At 60.3% G+C, this 16,169-nt stretch carries 13 protein-coding genes; 7 read left to right on the top strand and 6 right to left on the bottom strand.

Going from position 1 to position 16,169, the window contains the following annotated elements; genetic code table 11:
• Positions 1–29: 29 nt before the first annotated feature.
• From ACQZ6F_RS30945 to ACQZ6F_RS30930, 4 genes are all read right to left on the bottom strand, one after another.
• Positions 30–1,322, bottom strand: coding sequence for an NCS2 family permease (locus ACQZ6F_RS30945; RefSeq protein WP_449095011.1), 1,293 nt, complete (start codon positions 1,320–1,322; stop codon positions 30–32).
• 443 nt (positions 1,323–1,765) lie between these two features.
• Positions 1,766–2,644 (bottom strand): NmrA family NAD(P)-binding protein, encoded by an 879-nt coding sequence (locus ACQZ6F_RS30940; RefSeq protein WP_449095010.1) that lies wholly within the window; start codon positions 2,642–2,644, stop codon positions 1,766–1,768.
• Between the two features lie 100 nt (positions 2,645–2,744).
• On the bottom strand, positions 2,745–3,602 hold the full coding sequence (locus ACQZ6F_RS30935; RefSeq protein WP_449095009.1) for a helix-turn-helix domain-containing protein: 858 nt from the start codon (positions 3,600–3,602) through the stop codon (positions 2,745–2,747).
• Between the two features lie 108 nt (positions 3,603–3,710).
• A complete protein-coding gene (locus ACQZ6F_RS30930; RefSeq protein WP_449095008.1) occupies positions 3,711–4,568 on the bottom strand; it encodes a LysR family transcriptional regulator in 858 nt (285 codons plus the stop codon).
• A gap of 159 nt (positions 4,569–4,727) precedes the next feature.
• Here ACQZ6F_RS30930 and ACQZ6F_RS30925 point away from each other — a divergent pair, with 159 nt between their 5' ends.
• A complete protein-coding gene (locus ACQZ6F_RS30925) occupies positions 4,728–6,134 on the top strand; it encodes an amidase (protein WP_449095007.1) in 1,407 nt (468 codons plus the stop codon).
• Positions 6,135–6,200: 66 nt separating this feature from the next.
• Positions 6,201–7,634, top strand: a complete 1,434-nt coding sequence (locus ACQZ6F_RS30920; protein ID WP_449095006.1) for an MFS transporter — start codon at positions 6,201–6,203, stop codon at positions 7,632–7,634.
• 108 nt (positions 7,635–7,742) lie between these two features.
• Here the strand turns inward: ACQZ6F_RS30920 and ACQZ6F_RS30915 are convergent, their stop codons facing one another.
• Positions 7,743–8,780: an aldo/keto reductase gene (locus ACQZ6F_RS30915; RefSeq protein ID WP_449095005.1), complete on the bottom strand. Its 1,038-nt coding sequence runs from the start codon at positions 8,778–8,780 to the stop codon at positions 7,743–7,745.
• Between the two features lie 174 nt (positions 8,781–8,954).
• Here ACQZ6F_RS30915 and ACQZ6F_RS30910 point away from each other — a divergent pair, with 174 nt between their 5' ends.
• From ACQZ6F_RS30910 to ACQZ6F_RS30900, 3 genes are all read left to right on the top strand, one after another.
• Positions 8,955–10,052 carry a substrate-binding domain-containing protein gene (locus ACQZ6F_RS30910; RefSeq protein ID WP_449095004.1) on the top strand — a complete coding sequence of 366 codons (1,098 nt, stop codon included), beginning with the start codon at positions 8,955–8,957 and terminating at the stop codon, positions 10,050–10,052.
• Positions 10,053–10,146: 94 nt separating this feature from the next.
• The gene (locus ACQZ6F_RS30905) at positions 10,147–11,226 is read left to right on the top strand and encodes an ABC transporter permease (RefSeq protein WP_449095003.1); all 1,080 of its coding nucleotides are present in this window, start codon (positions 10,147–10,149) and stop codon (positions 11,224–11,226) included.
• On the top strand, positions 11,223–12,029 hold the full coding sequence (locus ACQZ6F_RS30900) for an ATP-binding cassette domain-containing protein (protein WP_136686900.1): 807 nt from the start codon (positions 11,223–11,225) through the stop codon (positions 12,027–12,029). The genes ACQZ6F_RS30905 and ACQZ6F_RS30900 overlap by 4 nt, the downstream gene beginning before the upstream one ends.
• Before the next feature lie 71 nt (positions 12,030–12,100).
• On the opposite strand, the gene ACQZ6F_RS30895 is transcribed toward ACQZ6F_RS30900, so the two are convergent.
• Positions 12,101–13,711, bottom strand: coding sequence for a GMC family oxidoreductase (locus ACQZ6F_RS30895; protein ID WP_449095002.1), 1,611 nt, complete (start codon positions 13,709–13,711; stop codon positions 12,101–12,103).
• A 220-nt stretch (positions 13,712–13,931) separates the two neighbouring features.
• Here ACQZ6F_RS30895 and ACQZ6F_RS30890 point away from each other — a divergent pair, with 220 nt between their 5' ends.
• Positions 13,932–15,011: a sugar ABC transporter substrate-binding protein gene (locus ACQZ6F_RS30890; RefSeq protein ID WP_068389529.1), complete on the top strand. Its 1,080-nt coding sequence runs from the start codon at positions 13,932–13,934 to the stop codon at positions 15,009–15,011.
• A 144-nt stretch (positions 15,012–15,155) separates the two neighbouring features.
• Positions 15,156–16,166 carry an ABC transporter permease gene (locus ACQZ6F_RS30885; RefSeq protein ID WP_449095001.1) on the top strand — a complete coding sequence of 337 codons (1,011 nt, stop codon included), beginning with the start codon at positions 15,156–15,158 and terminating at the stop codon, positions 16,164–16,166.
• Positions 16,167–16,169 lie beyond the last annotated feature (3 nt).

Genomic DNA, 16,169 nt, shown 5'->3' with positions numbered 1-16,169 from the left:
ATGCCCCGGCTCGTTGAAACATGCTCGCGTTAATCTGCGAAGAAGGCAAAGCGCACGATGAACAGGGCTGCAACAATCTGCGTCGCCAGATGAAGCGTCTTCCATCGGCCGGTGAACACCTTGAGGACGACGTAGCTGATGAAGCCGAAGGCGAGGCCATTGGCGATCGAGTAGGTGAAAGGCATGGCCAGTGCAGTGAGCGCTGCAGGTGCCGCTTCGGTCAGATCATCCCATTCAATCTCCGTCAGCTCGCGCATCATCAGACCGGCGACGTAAAGCAGAGCCGGAGCGGTCGCATAGGCTGGAACAGAGGCTGCGAGTGGAGAAAAGAACAGGGCTGCGATGAAGAGCACGGCAATCGTCAGCGCCGTCAGGCCCGTGCGACCGCCCGCTTGAACACCCGAAGCGCTCTCGACAAAGGCTGTCGTGCTGCTCGTGCCCATCAGCGAGCCGGCAACAATGGCCGCGCTGTCGGCGAGCAGGGCCCGGCTCAAGCGGCTCGGCTTTCCCTCGCCGATAAGGTTCGCGCGCTTGGCAACGCCGATCAGCGTTCCGGTCGCATCGAAAACTTCAACGAGCACGAAGACGAGGATGATGTGGATCAGGCCGCCATGAAGTGCCCCGACAATATCGAGCTGCATGAAGGTCGGCATGATGGAAGGCGGCATCGAGACAATGCCGTGGAACTGGCTGGCACCGATGATCCAGGAGAGAACAGTGACGGCAAGAATGCCGATCAGGATCGCACCTTTGACCCGCAAGGCATCGAGAACAGCGATGACGAAGAAGCCGAAGATTGCGAGAAGCGGGCCGGACTGCTTCAGATCACCGAGACCGATAAGCGTTGCCTTGTTGGCGACGACGATCCCGGCGCTCTTCAGCGCAATGATCGCCAGAAACAGGCCGATACCGGTGGCGATCGCGCTTCTAAGCGAGTGCGGGATGCCGGCTATGAGCCAGCTGCGCACGCCGGTCACCGTCAACAGGACGAAGATCCCGCCTGAAATGAAGACTGCGCCAAGCGCCTGCTGCCATGTAAAGCCGAGGGCGGCTACGACGGTAAAGGCAAAGAAGGCATTGAGGCCCATGCCCGGCGCCAATCCGATCGGCCAATTGGCGACGGTTCCCATGACGAACGAGCCCAAGGCCGCAGCAAGACAGGTTGCGACGAAGACGGCGTTGCGATCCATGCCGGTGGTCGACAGGATGTCCGGGTTGACGAAGATGATGTAGGACATCGTCAAGAACGTCGTCACGCCTGCGATGAGCTCGGTGCGCACGGACGTGCCGTGCTCACTCAATTTGAAAAATCGTTCAAACATAGTTCCTCCCTAAGCGTTCCCAACGCCAGTGCATGTCATAAAGGTAGCCGGCATCTCCTCCAGATGCCGGCGCGACAAGCGCTTGTAAACGCTTCGTAGCAAGGGGGATTGTGCGCTTTTAGGGGCTCTGCGCGCTAGAGCCGTATTTCCCTGCAATTTGCGAAAGTCATTCTAGTTTTTCAGACTATGTCCGCGCGAAGCGACTCGCATTTCAGGGTGATCCACGGCTGGATAAGCGGGTTGATACCGGCTACCGCCAACCGTTCGAGCCGCAGTGGTCTGGCGTCATCGATCGGAGACACATGGCAACCGCAACATACTACAGTGTGCAGTGCCATAAAGCCAATCGATTTTACGCAGGCGACGGCGCAACCGCGCTGTAAGGCGGCGCGCTCGCACCCGTTGATATCGATCTGAAGGAGGGCCGTGGGACCAGCCCAGACTCAGCTTGATGCGGCAAGAAGCGGCCGCAGTGCATCAATCAACTCAGTCTTGCCGCGCCAGATCTCGCCCACACCAGGTTCGGCATCTATCCGGCCGGCATTATGGGCGACATACAGCTCGACCAGTAATTTCGCGTAGCCTTCGGAAAGACCGGCCCGCATCAGCGCAGCCTGCCATTCGGTCTCCGGCACCGGCAAAGCGACGACGCTCCGGCCAGCCAGAAGGCCTATCGCCGCCGCCACGTCATTTGGCGTATAGCGCTGTGGACCTTCGGCATGGACGATCCGCAGTTTCGTGTCCTTGTCTTCCAGCAGCAGTTCGGCGGCAATGGAACCCACGTCGAAGGCGGAGACGGTGGGAAGCAGCTTGGTCAGCGGATGATAGAAGCTTGGTAATCGCCCACTCTCGGCAGCGACCTTCGCCAAACGTCCCCAATTCTCCATGTGCTCGGCCGATCGCAGGAAAATCAGCCGGGAGTCGAGTTTTCGCAGCCGCGCCTCCAAAGCGTAGAAGAGCAAAGTGACGCCAGTGCCGGAACTCTGCTCCGCGCCATAGTCAGAGATGGCAAGGATGGTCTGAGGATTAGTCGATGCCAATGCCTCGGCCAGTGAATCGATCAGGTTCTGGATTCTCGAACGCGCATGTTCGGCGCGAATATCGACGGGGCAGATAACCTGGACGGAGTGAGCGCCGCTCATCGCCGCGGCCAGCGCCTGGCGATCGTTCAAGTCAGCGATGGCGATCTCGCAACCGAGTTCTGAAAATGCTGATGCCTGCGAGGGATTGCGCAACACCGCGCGGACGGGAGCGCCCGCCTTGCGCAAAGCGGCAATCGTCTTGCGGCCAATTTTTCCGCTAGCGCCTAAAATGACATGCATCGTGTCTTCTCCTGTTCATCTCCCCGCGACATTACCCATCGGCGCAGAGGGGATCGCGCAGGATCGGACGGTCTGCCGCAGGATCGGACGACGATCGAGGTCAGGAATGCATTCGGCTTATCATGCCGGGCGTGAGCCCGAGAATACGCCGCATCCAATGGGCCATATGGCTCTGATGGGCAAAGCCGCTTTCCAAGGCCACCTGCGCGAGCGGCATATCAGCGGCGAGGATGAGCGCTCTGGCGCGCGCTACACGGCGCGTTAGAACATAATGATGAACCGGCATGCCGAAGCTGGCGCGAAACAGCGGTTTCAAGTGCGATACGCTGAGTCCAGCGACTGCGGCCAGATCGGCAAGCGACAGCGATTGATCGATATGCTCTTCGATGAATTCCGCCAAAGCCCGCTGTTGCCGGCTGCTCAACGTCGCTCGCGTGGTCGCTATCTCTATCCGCTTCTGCGCATTGCTTTCCACTAGGCGGATGGCGAGCGCCATGCCCAAAGTCTCTGCATAGGTGCTGTCGGACGGCACGGGCGCTTCGATTTCCGCCTTGATGGCCCAGGCGATCGATTCGAGCCTGGGATCGCGAAGCTGGAATTTCGGTGCCAGTGCAATGGTTTCCGGATCTCGGCCGAGTTCGCGGGCGGCGGCATGAAGCAGTTCCGGCCGGATCGTCAGCCGCAGGATGGTGCAATCACGATCATCCTCCCACCAGCCATCCAACCCCGCGGGAACGAGGTCAATATCGCCGTGTGCCTGCTGGCGGTGATGGTGCCGGCCGTCGCACTGGCAATGGGCGTTGACGGCACGCCCAAAGTGAATGCCGAGCCGATGCGTCTGCGATCCCGGCACATGCGTGCGGCCGGCCTGAATATGGATGAAGTCTGCTTCAAGGCTCTTCCAGCCACGGCTTCTGCTGGAGTGAAGAGTGGTCGCGGCACTGTTGCGCTGATCCATGATATCGGCTTCCCGCCAAGTGTATCGCCCGCGATCTCAAGCGAGCCGTCCTCTAGGATTATAGGAAATCCTGTGTCTCCGGTCGAGCCGCCTTTCGGAATGGAGTTGTCACACGATCGACGCCCGATGTTCGCGAAAGGCGGCCGCAAGCGTGCGTAGCGCTCCGCGCGAACGGGGATCCGACAAGGTCGAGTGAAGAATAATCTTGGATAGCGGCAATGGCGGAAGACCGAGCTTTTCGCTGACCTCCACCACGCCGATGGGAGCAACACGATGCGCCAGCGCTCCGACGGCGAGGCCCGCTGTTACAGCCGCTGTGACCGCCGCCATGCCGCCGCCGAGGAAGACCTCGACCCAGCTCACACTTGCCCCGTCCAGTGCCCTGGTTGCGATGTTACGCACTCCACAAGAGGCAGAGAGTGATGCCAGACGGAGCGGTTCGCCCTCCCTGCGCTCGAATCCGGGGGCCGCAAACCATCCGAAACGTTCCTGCGACAAGAGCTCTCCATCGCGGCGATCATCTTCGCGTCGAACGATCGCCGCGTCCAACGCTCCACGATCGAAATCATCCAGCAAGTTTCGCGAGGCTCCGATCTGCACCTCGATCAGTAAGGCGGGGTCATGGGCATGAAGCCGGGCCAAAAGCATGGGAAGCTCCGGGCCGGCAATCTGATCGGCGATGCCGAGCGTGAGGCGCCGGGACGTTGCGCTCAGCCCCGCCATGGCACGTTCATGCGCCGCAAGGAAATCACGCGCCACATTGAGGAATTCGGCACCACGCGCAGACAGCCGGACCAGTCTTGGCGTTCGCTCGATCAGCTTTTCACCAAGTCGATCTTCCAGCCTCTTGAGCTTCATGCTGATCGCGGCTTGAGAGGTATCGAGCGCCTCGGCCGCACGCGTAAAGCTCTGAAAGTCGGCGACTAAGACGAATGCCTGCACTGCTTCGACGTCAAGCGTCTTCATGGCAATCATACCCGAATGTTATCTCTGATATATAGATACATCCAGTTTCATTATTATCAAGCCACGACTAACTTGTTGCGGAACACGATATGCGGCCTCGAAATCCTGACAGGTAAGGCGGCACGCATCCGGAACCGCTTTGAACCGCAGGGGACGAAAATGACGGACTGGCACTATCCGACCCTGATGGAGACTGCCGACGCAATCAGGTCGGGCATCATCTGTCCCGTGGAACTGACGCAGGCCATGCTGGATCGGATCGCCGCGCTCGATCCGCAGCTTAGAGCCTATGCAACGGTGACGCCGGAGCTCGCCTTGACGCAAGCCCGTCAGGCCGAGGCCGATATTTCGGCAGGATACTATCGCGGCGCGCTGCACGGCATTCCTATCGCCCTTAAGGACATCTACGATACAGCCGGTATTGTCACGGCTGCGGGCATGCCCACTCACGCGGATCGCAAGCCAAATTCCGATGCGACCGTGGTCAAACGCCTGGCCGAAGCCGGCGCCATTCTTCTCGGCAAGCTGCAATTGACCGAAGGTGTCTTCGCCAAACATCACCCCACGATCGCCCCGCCACGAAACCCGTGGAACGAAGCTTGTTATGCTGGTGCCTCATCCAGCGGTTCGGGCGTGGCAACCGCCGCCGGCCTCTGTTTTGCGACCTTGGGTAGCGATACCGGCGGCTCGATCCGTTTTCCCTCTGCCGCAAACGGCGTGACCGGATTGAAGCCGACCTGGGGCCGTGTCAGCCGGCACGGTGTCTTTCCGCTCGCTGATAGTCTCGACCACGTCAGCCCGATGGCAAGGTCGGCCGCTGATGCCGGTGCGATGCTCGGCGTCATCGCCGGCCTGGACCCTAACGACCCCACATCACTGGTGGCGCCAGTTCCCGATTATCTCGCCTGTATCGATGTGGGAATACGAGGCGTGCGGATCGGCATCGATACCGCCTACAACGAGACCGATGTAAACGACGAGATCGTGGCTGCACTGCGCAGCGCTGCCCGTGCGTTGCAGGAATTGGGCGGAACCATCGTTCCGGTAAGACTGCCCGATCACCGTGCGGTGAACGAAGCCTGGGGATCCTATGCCGGCGTCGAAACAGCTCTCGCTCATACCGCGACCTATCCAGCCCGCGCGGCGGAGTACGGGCCTGCCGAGAGCGGCACCATAGCCGGCCTGATCAAACACGGCCGCACGGTTACCGGCAGCGACTTGATGAAGGCGCATCATGCCCGCCTCGCTTTTAGCGGCGCATTGGCAACCCTGTTTGCCGACGTCGATCTCCTTTTGATCCCGACGCAGCCTCTTGCCGATTTCACGGTGGCGCAGGAAGCTGAGTTATTCACCAGGCCGGCGGAACTCACCGCCTTCCTGCGCTTCGTTACGCCTTTCAATATGTCGGGCAGCCCCACGATCACTCTCCCCGGCGGGTTTACGAAAGAGGGGATGCCTCTCTCCTTCCAGCTGGTTGGGCGGCATCTGGACGAGGCCCTGCTGGTGCGGGCCGGCCACGCCTATCAGCAGGTGACGGATTGGCATCGGAAACATCCTTCGCTTTGAGGTCACCACTTCAACTGAACACAACGGAACGATCGCCCGGCGACGTGCGACGGTCGGGAGCATGTCATGAACATCGATAGACGAATTCAGCCGAATCCTGGCACCGGCGAGACGGCAGGCGATCCGCGCCGCTGGCTTGCGCTACCGGTCCTGCTGACAGGCGCGTTCCTCCCCATTCTGGATTTCAATGTCGTCAATCTGGCACTGCCAGCTATCAGGCAGAGCCTCGGGGCTTCATCGAGCGAGCTGCAATTCATCATTTCCGCCTATGCCGCCACCTATGCGGTATTCCTCATCACCGGCGGCAGGTTGGGTGATTGGCTCGGACGCAAGCGGATGTTCACCGTCGGCGTCGCCGGTTTCACACTTGCCTCAGTACTATGCGGCTTCGCCTGGTCGCCCGGGGTGCTGATCGCGGGACGCATCCTGCAAGGCCTGACGGCAACCGCAATGGCGCCGCAGGTGCTCGCCTCGATCCGCGTGCTGTTTCCGCCATCGGAGCAGGGAAAGGCTCTCGGCCTCTATGGGGCGACATTCGGGCTCGCCAATATCGTTGGACAGATCCTCGGCGGTGTATTGGTGTCGTCGCATCCCCTCGGCTTCACCTGGCAGGCGATTTTCCTGATCAATATTCCGATCGGCCTTGCAGCCTTCATTGGCAGCCTGATCTTTCTGAAGGATTCGCGCGCCGAGCACGCGCAGAAACTCGATCTCGGCGGGGTACTGCTGCTTTCTGCTACGCTTGGTCTTCTCGTCTATCCACTCGTGGAAGGCCGCGACAGTGGCTGGCCATGGTGGATCACCGCCATGCTCATGGCCTTCCCGGTGATGCTCACAGCCTTCATCCTTTTTGAAAGACGGCTGATGAGGCGCGGCGGCTTTCCGCTAGTGGACCTATCGCTGTTTAGCGAAAGCGGCTTTGCGATCGGTGTCGCGATGGCCTTGGTTTTCTACATGCTCTCGGCCTTCTACCTGATGTTTTCCATCTACCTGCAAGGCGGCTTGACCCTGACACCGCTCGAAGCAGGGTTGCGGACGCTCCCGTTCGGTATCGGCTATTTTACCGCGTCATTCCTGTCAGCCGAGATCATGCGACGCTTGGGACCTCGCGCGCTGACGCTCGGTTTCGTCATACAGATTCTCGGCTTCGGAGCGGTCGTGCTGGCTGTTTCAGGCGTACTGGCAGGATATATCGAGATCGGGCTTGTGGTGGCCGGTGTCGGGTTCGGTATCGTGATGCCGTCCGTCATCAAGGCTGTGATCGGCGGGATCGATCAGCGCCACGCCGGCCTTGCATCCGGAATCGTCATCTCGACATTCCAGATCGGCGCAGCGCTCGGCGTTGCAATTATCGGCGGCATCTTCTTCAGCGTGCTTGGAGCCGGACAGGAATTCAGTTCCTATTCTCACGCCTTCGCCGTAGCGCTTGGTTGTAACGTCGCACTGCTGGTGATCGGGGCAGGGCTATCTCTGTGGCTGCCTAACCCTCGATCCAGCTAAGAACCAGCTTTAGGCAATCGCAAGACAGGCCCTGGGCTCGTCAGAGCAATCTCCCCACTCCCGGCAGAAGGTCGTGGGGAGGTCTATATCACGCCTCCTGGTTAGCTATCAGCCGCCATCTTTCGGCAGCGGCGCCGCCGTGTCGATGAGCCCTTCATTGCGAAGATCCGACCAGAGCGCTGCCGGGATCGGCCATTGCATATACTGGACATTCTGCTCGAGCTCGGCCACCGAGCGTGCGCCCGGTATGACGCTGACGACGAGCTTATGGGCGAGCGGAAACTGAAGGGCAGCAGCAGCCAAAGGCACATTATGGCTCTCGCAAACAGCATTCAGCCGTGCAACGCGGTTGAGCACATCCTGCGGTGCATTCTTGGTGTTGAAAGTTGCCCCTTGAACGGCGCCGGTTGCCAGGATGCCCGAATTGTAGGGGCCGCCGATAACAAGTTTCGTGCCTTTTCGCTCGCAAGCCGGGAATAGCGTTGCCAGCGGCTCCTGTTCCAGAAGCGTGTAGCGCCCCGCCAAGAGAAAATAGTCGAACTGGCCGGCCTCGACGAAATCCGAGAGCATCTGCCACTGGTTGATGCCGACACCGACAGCCTTGATCATGCCTTGCGACCGCAGCTCGTCCAGAGCAGGGTAGGCGCCATCCATTGCCTCCTTGAAGCGGCTGCGGGCATAAGGATCTTCTCCCCTGGCGAAGTGCAGCGCTTCGTCGGGATCGTGGATTGCCAGCATGTCGATATAATCGGTTCCGAGCCGCTTCAGCGAGCCTTCTATCGAGCGCAAGACACCATCACGCGAATAGTCGAAATCGGCGCGAAAGGGAGGGGCCTCGTCCCAGAGAACCGGTTTGACTTCGCTATCCGGGATCGGCACGAGATCGTAGCCGACCTTGGACGAAATGACGATCTCCTGCCGCGGCAGCGTCCGGATCGCTTCGCCGAGCCGTGTCTCGGCAAGACCAAAGCCATAGACCGGCGCCGTATCAAAGTAGCGCAGCCCGGCCGCAAAGGCGGCGTGGACGGTTTCATGGGCGACCTTGGGATCCGTGGCGCGATACATGTTGCCCAGACCCGTTCCTCCCAGACCCATCGTGGTGACCGACAGCCCAGCTGCTACACTTCTCTTTTCCAAATTCGTCATTTGATTTTCCTGACTATTTCTCGATTTCACCAATATGTGACGCGCCCGAGGTCACCCGATTTGCTGCAGGGCCGCCAAATCATATTGACATAGAACTTGTCGTACAACAATGTAACCGTATGACAGCAAGCACACGGGAGGTGTAGCTCCTGTCGCCAAAGGGAGGGTACAGTTTTGAATGACGGTCATGATGAGAATGACGAATTTCAAGCAAAGACGCTGCTGAGCCGCAGACAGGCTTTCGGCCTCGCGGCAAAGACGGGTCTCGGCGCTGCGGCGCTGGCCAGTGGCGCTGCCGCCTTGATGTCCAATCCGAACGTCGCCATGGCGCAGGCGGCAGCACAGGCAAGCGCCGGGCTGCCAAAGAAGCCGTTCAAGTTTCACTTCGTCTGCCATGTGACGCTTGATCAGTTTTTCACGCCCTGCATCTACGGCATCCAGGATGCCTGCGCCGCGTTCGGCGCCTCCTACCAATGGACTGGCTCCCAGAAGAATGTTGTTTCCGAAATGGTCAGCGCCATGCAGACGGCGATTGCCCAGAAGGCCGATGGCATCGCAGTCTGCCTTGTCGACCCGAAGGCCTTCGACGCCGCAACGGATATGGCGATGGCCGCCGGTATCCCCGTTATCGCCTTCAACGCCGATGTGCCGACGGGCAGCCCGAACAAGCGCCTTGCCTATGTCGGCCAGCCGCTGTTCCAATCGGGCTACAACAGCGCGGTGAAGTGGCTCAAGCTGCTTCCGCCGAAGGCGCATGTGCTTTTGACGATCGGCGTTCCCGGCTCGCTCAATACGCAGCCTCGCCTGGACGGCTACATTCAGGCGATCAAGGATGTCGGCAACGGCGTTACCTATGATGTCGTCAATGCCGGACCGGATCCGCAGACGGAAATCTCGCGCGTCGAATCCTATTATCTCAGCCATCAGAATGTTGCGGGCATGTTCGGCACCGGCGGCTCCGACACCTATGCCTGCGGCTTCGTGTCGAACAAATATGGCCTGGCGAAGAAGGGCGGCGTGGTCGCAGGCTTCGACCTCTTCCCGCAGACCTTGACCTTCATCAAGAGCGGCGACGTAACCTTCACCACCGACCAGCAGGCCTATCTGCAGGGCTTCCTGCCGGTGCAGCAGATGTTCCTCTACAAGGTCTCCGGCGGCCTCGTCGGCCCGGCAAACAGCGACACCAGCCAAGCCTATGTCACCAAGGACAATGTCGATCAATATCTCGGCCAGACGCGCTTCGAGGGTCGCACGAGCGACGAGCCGAAGTGAAGCAGGCAACTGAATCGAAGTGCACGGCCCTTATCAGCCGTGCACTTTTTTATCCGCCGTGGTGCGGTATATTGATAGCGAGGTCGATTATCTGATGAATGTAGAGCCCGGAGGCCTGGAAAAGGCCAACCAAGCCATTGCTGTTTCGTCGGCGCGCCCGTCGATCGGCAATAGGGCGGCGACAATGTTTTCGCGTTACAAGGAAGCAAGCGTCGCCGTTGTGGCCGTGCTGCTCGTCATCTATTTCCAGATCGGCAGTAATGGCGGCTTCTTGACCACCCAGCTGATGAGCGTCGTGCTACGCGATACCGGCCGCCTAGGCATGATCTCGGTCGCCGAAGTCATGCTGATGATCACGGGCGAGATCGATCTGTCGCTGAGCAGCACCTTCTCCCTCGCGCCCTATCTCATGGTGTTGATGTCGGTCACCTGGGGGCTGCCGCTCTTTGTCGGCGCGATCATCGGCATTCTTCTGGGTGTCGCCATCGGCTTCATCAACGGTTTCATCACGGTCAGAATGCGGATCCCGTCGCTGATCACTACGGTCGGCACGCTCTTCTTGCTTCAGGGCATCACGGTTTCGATCTATGACAGCCAGCCGATTGTTGCGCCCATCGAAGAGCCGTTCAATTCGATCTTCGGCGAAAGCCTCTATGGTCCCAATGACTCGCTGTTCTCGCTGCACGGACTGACGGCATTTTCGCCTTTTCTTTGGGCGCTGCTCGTCGTCCTCGCCCTGGCGGTCGTGCTAACCAAAACGCGGTTCGGCCTTCACACGGTCGCGACAGGTAGCAATATCACCGGCTCGCGCGAAATCGGCATTAGAACCGACTGGATAAAGATCTACAACTTCATGATTGCCGGCGGCATCGCGGCCCTGGCCGGGATCATCAACACGGCGGAGTTCTCCTCGGCCGATCCGACGGCAGGCAGCCCGTTCCTGACGCTTCAGGCAATCGCCGCAGCCGTCATCGGCGGCACATCGCTGCTCGGCGGTTCCGGCACGGCGGTCGGCTCGCTCATCGGCGCCTTCGTCGTCGCCTCGCTCAACAACGGGCTCGTCATGGTCGGCGCACAGGCAACCACCTCCGATATCTACCTCGGAGGTGCGATCATCGGCGCGATGATCCTCAATGTCCAAGTCGATAGACTGCGCACAAGGAGACGCAAATGACAGGCGAACCCATTCCCCCGCTGCCCCAGAACGCGCCGGTCATTCTGGAAATGGAGCATATCAGCAAGAGCTTCGGGGCGGTGACCGCGCTTGTCGATGTCAGCCTGAAGCTTCGCAAGGGCGAGGTGCTGGCGCTCGTCGGCGACAACGGCGCCGGAAAATCGACGCTCATCAAGACCATGTCCGGATTTCACACGCCGGATCGCGGCAAGATGCGGTTCAATGGTTCAGACGTTCGATTCAGCTCACCACGCGATGCCCGCGCTTTGGGCATTGAAACCGTCTACCAGGATCTGGCTTTGGTCGGCGATCTCAGCGTCTACCACAACATGTTTTTGGGCCGCGAACAGCGCAAGCGCTTCCTCGGGCTCAATCTGCTCGACAATCAGCGCATGCGGCAGCTTTCACGCACTTATCTGGATACGCTCGGCATCTCCATTCCCAGCGTGAATAGTACGGTGGATATGCTGTCAGGCGGCCAACGCCAATGCATCGCGGTGGCGCGCTCCATCTATTCGTCGCCGACCGTGCTCATCCTCGATGAGCCGCTTGCAGCACTCGGCGTGCGTGAAAGCGCCCATGTGCTGGGACTGATCCAGAACCTCCGGCGCCAGCGAGAAGTTTCCGTCGTACTGATCGTGCACAACTACAACCAGATCTTCGAGGTCTGCGACCGGATCAACTTCCTCCATGCCGGCGAGATCGTGCTCGATGCCTCCACGTCGGAAACCAGCGAGGAGGAGTTGATCCAGATCGTCAAGTCCGGCCTCGGCAAGCGTGCGATCACCGCAGCGGCGGGGTAAGTCCTGATGTTGTTGTTCACCACGGCAAAGCCCGCTGGCCTGCCGTGGCGCGGACGCGTCAGAAACTCTTCTCACGCATAATCATGTTGCGGGCGGGTTTGCCTCACGCCTTTGAGGATATCCGCCGCCTTCTCCGCAATCATCACCGTTGCGGCATTGGTGTTCGAAGAGATAAGCCTCGGCATGACCGAGCTGTCACACACCCTCAGGCGGTCGATGCCGCGAACCTTGAGCTCGGGATCGACGACCACATCGTCGCCGCCGCCCATGCGGCATGTCCCGACCGGGTGATAGGCGGAACGCGCATATTGCCGCGCGAACTCGCGATAGTCGGCCTGGCTGCGGATGTTGCCGTCAGGCAGATGCAGCTTCCGGACGAACGGCCGGAAGGCTGCCTGCGACAGGATTTCCTGGCTGATCTTGATCCCGTCGACCGCACGTTCGAGATCGTAAGGTTCGGCGAAGGCATTGGGATCGATTGCCGGCGCTACGCTTGGATCCTTGGAGCGAAGGGTCACCGTACCGCGCGAACGGGGACGAACATGGTAGGAATTCAGGGTGCAGCCATTGCCGCCGGGAACCCCACCGATACCCTCCTCGACACCTGCGCCAGGCAGAAAATGGAATTGGATATCAGGCGTCTTCTCGTCGCGATCACCCCACCAGAAGCCGCCCGCCTCGACGATGTTCGACGCGACCGGTCCCTTGCCGAACAGCGCATATTCGATACCTGCGGCGATCTGCCAGTGGCGCTTCTTGTAGCGGTCGATGCCGTGAGGTCCGTTAAGCTCGGCCAGCACATCGACATCCATGTGATCCTGCAAATTCCTGCCGACCTCGGGCAGATCACGAACGACATCGATGTCGAGCGCGCGCAGTTCGTCGGCGGGGCCGAGACCCGAGAGTATCAGCATCTTGGGTGAACCGATGGCACCTGCGGTCAGGATCACTTCACGCTCGGCTCTGAGGAGCACGGGGCGTCCATCCTCGATGATTTCGACGCCGACGGCGCAGCCATTCTCGATGACGATGCGGTTGACGGCAGCATCGGTCCGTACGGTCAGGTTCTTGCGTACGGAGGCGGGTCTCAGATAGCCGACAGCGGTGCTGCTGCGCCGTCCGTTGCGCGTCGTCGTCTGATAGAATCCGGCTCCCGCCTGCGATCCCGCATTGAAGTCCGGATTGAAAGGAAGGCCGGCTTCTTGCGCCGCGCGCACGAAAACGCGCGTCAGCGAATGCGGTGTCTGTGAGCTGACGCCGAGTGGGCCTTCCGTGCCATGGTGAGCGCCACCGAAGGTATCATTGCCTTCGGACTTGCGGAAGTAGGGTCGCACGTCCTCGTAGCCCCAGCCGCGGCAACCTTCGAGATCGCGCCAGCCATCATAATCTTCCGGGCACCCGCGCGTGAAGACCTGGGCGTTGATCGAACTGCCGCCGCCAAGAACACGGGCTTGGGGATAGACCATTGTACGCCCGGCAATCTCGCGTCCGGCAATGGTTTCGTAGCCCCAGATCAGGGGACCCGCGGTCATCTTGAAGAAACCCACCGGCAGGTGGATATACATGTTGGTATCGCGCGGGCCGGCTTCCAGCAAAGTCACCGAAACATCCGGATCCTCGCTCAGGCGCGCAGCAAGCACGCATCCCGCCGAGCCGCCCCCGACGATGATGTAATCAGGCATTCTCTTCCTCCGCGAATTCCACAACCACCGGCGTTTCCTCTTAATCCGGTGGTCGGATCGCGATCACAATCTCAAGTCTCTTGCTCCCCGTCAAGAGAAAGGGTACGGTTATAGACTTGAAGGGTTGTCGTACAAATGCTACGACGGAAACGCTTCAGATCGAGATGCCGCGGGAATAAGGACGGCATCGGATCTTCGTCATTCAATGGGAGGTTTTCGAATGACAGACAGGATAAATTCGCGTTTCGCCAGTATGAACCGTCGCTCGTTTCTCGCCACCGTGGCAGCAGGCGCGACGGTTGCCGCACTGCCCAGCCGACTCTTCGCCGCCGACAAGCCAACGCTCGTGACCTCGATCCGTTCGCTGTCCAATCCGTACCACGCTGTATGGAAGACAGGTGCCGAAGCCTTTGCGTCCGCCGTTGGTCTCGACCACGTAACGCTCGTCTCGGAAGGCAACAGCGAAAAGGGGATTGCCGATATCAAGGCGATGCTGGCCAAAACCGGCGGCAACATGGTCGTCAACTCCGACCCTAACGACACGCCGGATGCGCGGCCGATCGTCGAGGCTTGCGCCAAAGCGGGTGCCTATGTGGTCACGCAGTGGAACAAGCCGAACGATCTTCACCCGAAGGATTTCAATCCCTACTACGTGTCCCACATCGAGTTTGACGGCATATCGAGCGGCAAACAGATCGCCGAAATCCTGTTCAAGTCGATCGGCGGCTCCGGCGGCATCATCGCCCTTGGCGGACAGATCTCCAACACGGCCGCGATCGAACGCAAGAAGGGCCTTGATCTGGCGCTCGCGGCAAACCCCAATATCAAGCTCCTGGACTTCCAGGTCGCCAACTGGAAATCGTCGGAAGCCTACGACCTGACGGGCAATCTGTTGACGCGTTTCGGCGACGACGTGAAGGCCGTCTGGGCGGCCAATGACGACATGGGCACGGGCGCTCTCGAAGCTCTGCGCGCCGAAAATCTTGCCGGCAAGGTCCCCGTCGTCGGCGTCGACGGCATCAAGGCCGCGGTCGATGCGGTGCGCAAGGGCGAGTTTGCATGCACCGTCACCTCCGACCCGTTCTGGCAGGGCGGCATGGGCCTCGCAATCGGTCTCGCCGCGTTGCAGAAGAAGTTCGACCCAGCCAAGGAGCCGCCAGAACATCGGGAGTTCTATGGCAAGGCCGTGCTCATCGCCAAGGACAATGTCGAGGATTACTACAAGAACAATATCGACTCGCATCCGACGCTCGACTGGAACGACCTCTGGGGTCGCGTGACCGGCGCTATCCGCACCTAAGGCGCGGCAACGGTCTCCTTTCGCAGCCTACGGCTCCTCCCGCGGCTGCCTTGTGGCTGGCAGATGTTGCGACACCTGCCAGCCCTCTCTGGACGACGCAGCGAGGTAAGACGGTTGACCACGAATATCGAGAACATCAAAACTATGACGAAAAGCGAGCGGGCAGATGCCATGCCGACGTCAGGAAGCCGCCTGGTAAGTAAGCTCAACCTCAAGCGCTGGCGCTCCTATGCGCCTGTCGTGGTGCTGATTGCGCTCTGCATCCTGATCACAATTGCCAATCCGAATTTCATCGAACTCCGCAATCTCGTCCGCGTTGCCAATTCCGCCGCGGTGCCGCTGACGCTTGCCATGGGACTGACCTTCATCATCCTGCTCGGCAGCATCGATCTTTCGGTTGAAGGATCGCTCTCGGTCGCTGCCATGGTCACCGTGCTTCTTGCCACCAATGACGCCAATGCCAATTCCTATGGCTGGTTCGCCGTCATCGCAGCGATTGCCGCCAGCACATTGATGGGGTTCACGACCGGCATCATCCAGACCTGTCTGAGGATCCCGTCCTTCATGGCGACGCTGGGTGTCTGGTTCATCGGACTGGGCATTTCGGTCTACATGCTCGGCGGCTCGGCCGTGCGTCTGATGGACCCCTCCATTCGTGACCTCGCCTTGATGCGGGTGCTCGGCCTGCCGCTCGCCGTATGGGTGGCATTCGCATCCTTCCTGCTCGCCTGTGTGGTTCAATATTACACCCGCCTTGGCCGTCATATCCTGGCGATCGGCGGCGGCGAGGATGTCGCCGAGCTCTCCGGCATCAACCTGCGGCGCGTCCGCATCATGGCATTCGGGCTTGCCGGTTTCTTCTTCGGCGTGGCGGGCGTGCTTTCGGCCGCCCAGCTTGGCCGATCCGACGCCGTCATCGCCGACGGCCGCCTGTTTGCGGCCGTCACGGCCGTCGTCGTTGGCGGCACGGCACTAACAGGCGGTGAAGGCGGCGTCATCAATACTCTGGTCGGCGTTTTGATTGTCACCGTGCTCAGCAATGGCATGATCCTCCTCGGTGTCTCGCCCTATGTGCAGCAGACCGTGCAGGGGCTGATGATCATCGCCGCCGTCGCGCTTTCCCTCGACCGCTTGCGCCTCCAGATCGTGAAGTGACCG

The sequence above is a fragment of the Rhizobium sp. A22-96 genome, assembly GCF_053521805.1.
Note: the sequence above shows the minus strand (reverse complement) of the source record. Positions and strands in the feature narration are given on the sequence as shown.

Bases quoted from the DNA above. Each gene is read 5' to 3' on its own strand.
- ACQZ6F_RS30940 (WP_449095010.1), bottom strand. From the start codon at position 2,644: ATGCATGTCATTTTAGGCGCTAGCGGAAAAATTGGCCGCAAGACGATT.
- ACQZ6F_RS30930 (WP_449095008.1), bottom strand. From the start codon at position 4,568: ATGAAGACGCTTGACGTCGAAGCAGTGCAGGCATTCGTCTTAGTCGCC.
- ACQZ6F_RS30935 (WP_449095009.1), bottom strand. From the start codon at position 3,602: ATGGATCAGCGCAACAGTGCCGCGACCACTCTTCACTCCAGCAGAAGC.
- ACQZ6F_RS30925 (WP_449095007.1), top strand. From the start codon at position 4,728: ATGACGGACTGGCACTATCCGACCCTGATGGAGACTGCCGACGCAATC.
- ACQZ6F_RS30885 (WP_449095001.1), top strand. From the start codon at position 15,156: ATGACGAAAAGCGAGCGGGCAGATGCCATGCCGACGTCAGGAAGCCGC.
- ACQZ6F_RS30920 (WP_449095006.1), top strand. From the start codon at position 6,201: ATGAACATCGATAGACGAATTCAGCCGAATCCTGGCACCGGCGAGACG.
- ACQZ6F_RS30905 (WP_449095003.1), top strand. From the start codon at position 10,147: ATGAATGTAGAGCCCGGAGGCCTGGAAAAGGCCAACCAAGCCATTGCT.
- ACQZ6F_RS30915 (WP_449095005.1), bottom strand. From the start codon at position 8,780: ATGACGAATTTGGAAAAGAGAAGTGTAGCAGCTGGGCTGTCGGTCACC.
- ACQZ6F_RS30945 (WP_449095011.1), bottom strand. From the start codon at position 1,322: ATGTTTGAACGATTTTTCAAATTGAGTGAGCACGGCACGTCCGTGCGC.
- ACQZ6F_RS30895 (WP_449095002.1), bottom strand. From the start codon at position 13,711: ATGCCTGATTACATCATCGTCGGGGGCGGCTCGGCGGGATGCGTGCTT.
- ACQZ6F_RS30890 (WP_068389529.1), top strand. From the start codon at position 13,932: ATGACAGACAGGATAAATTCGCGTTTCGCCAGTATGAACCGTCGCTCG.
- ACQZ6F_RS30900 (WP_136686900.1), top strand. From the start codon at position 11,223: ATGACAGGCGAACCCATTCCCCCGCTGCCCCAGAACGCGCCGGTCATT.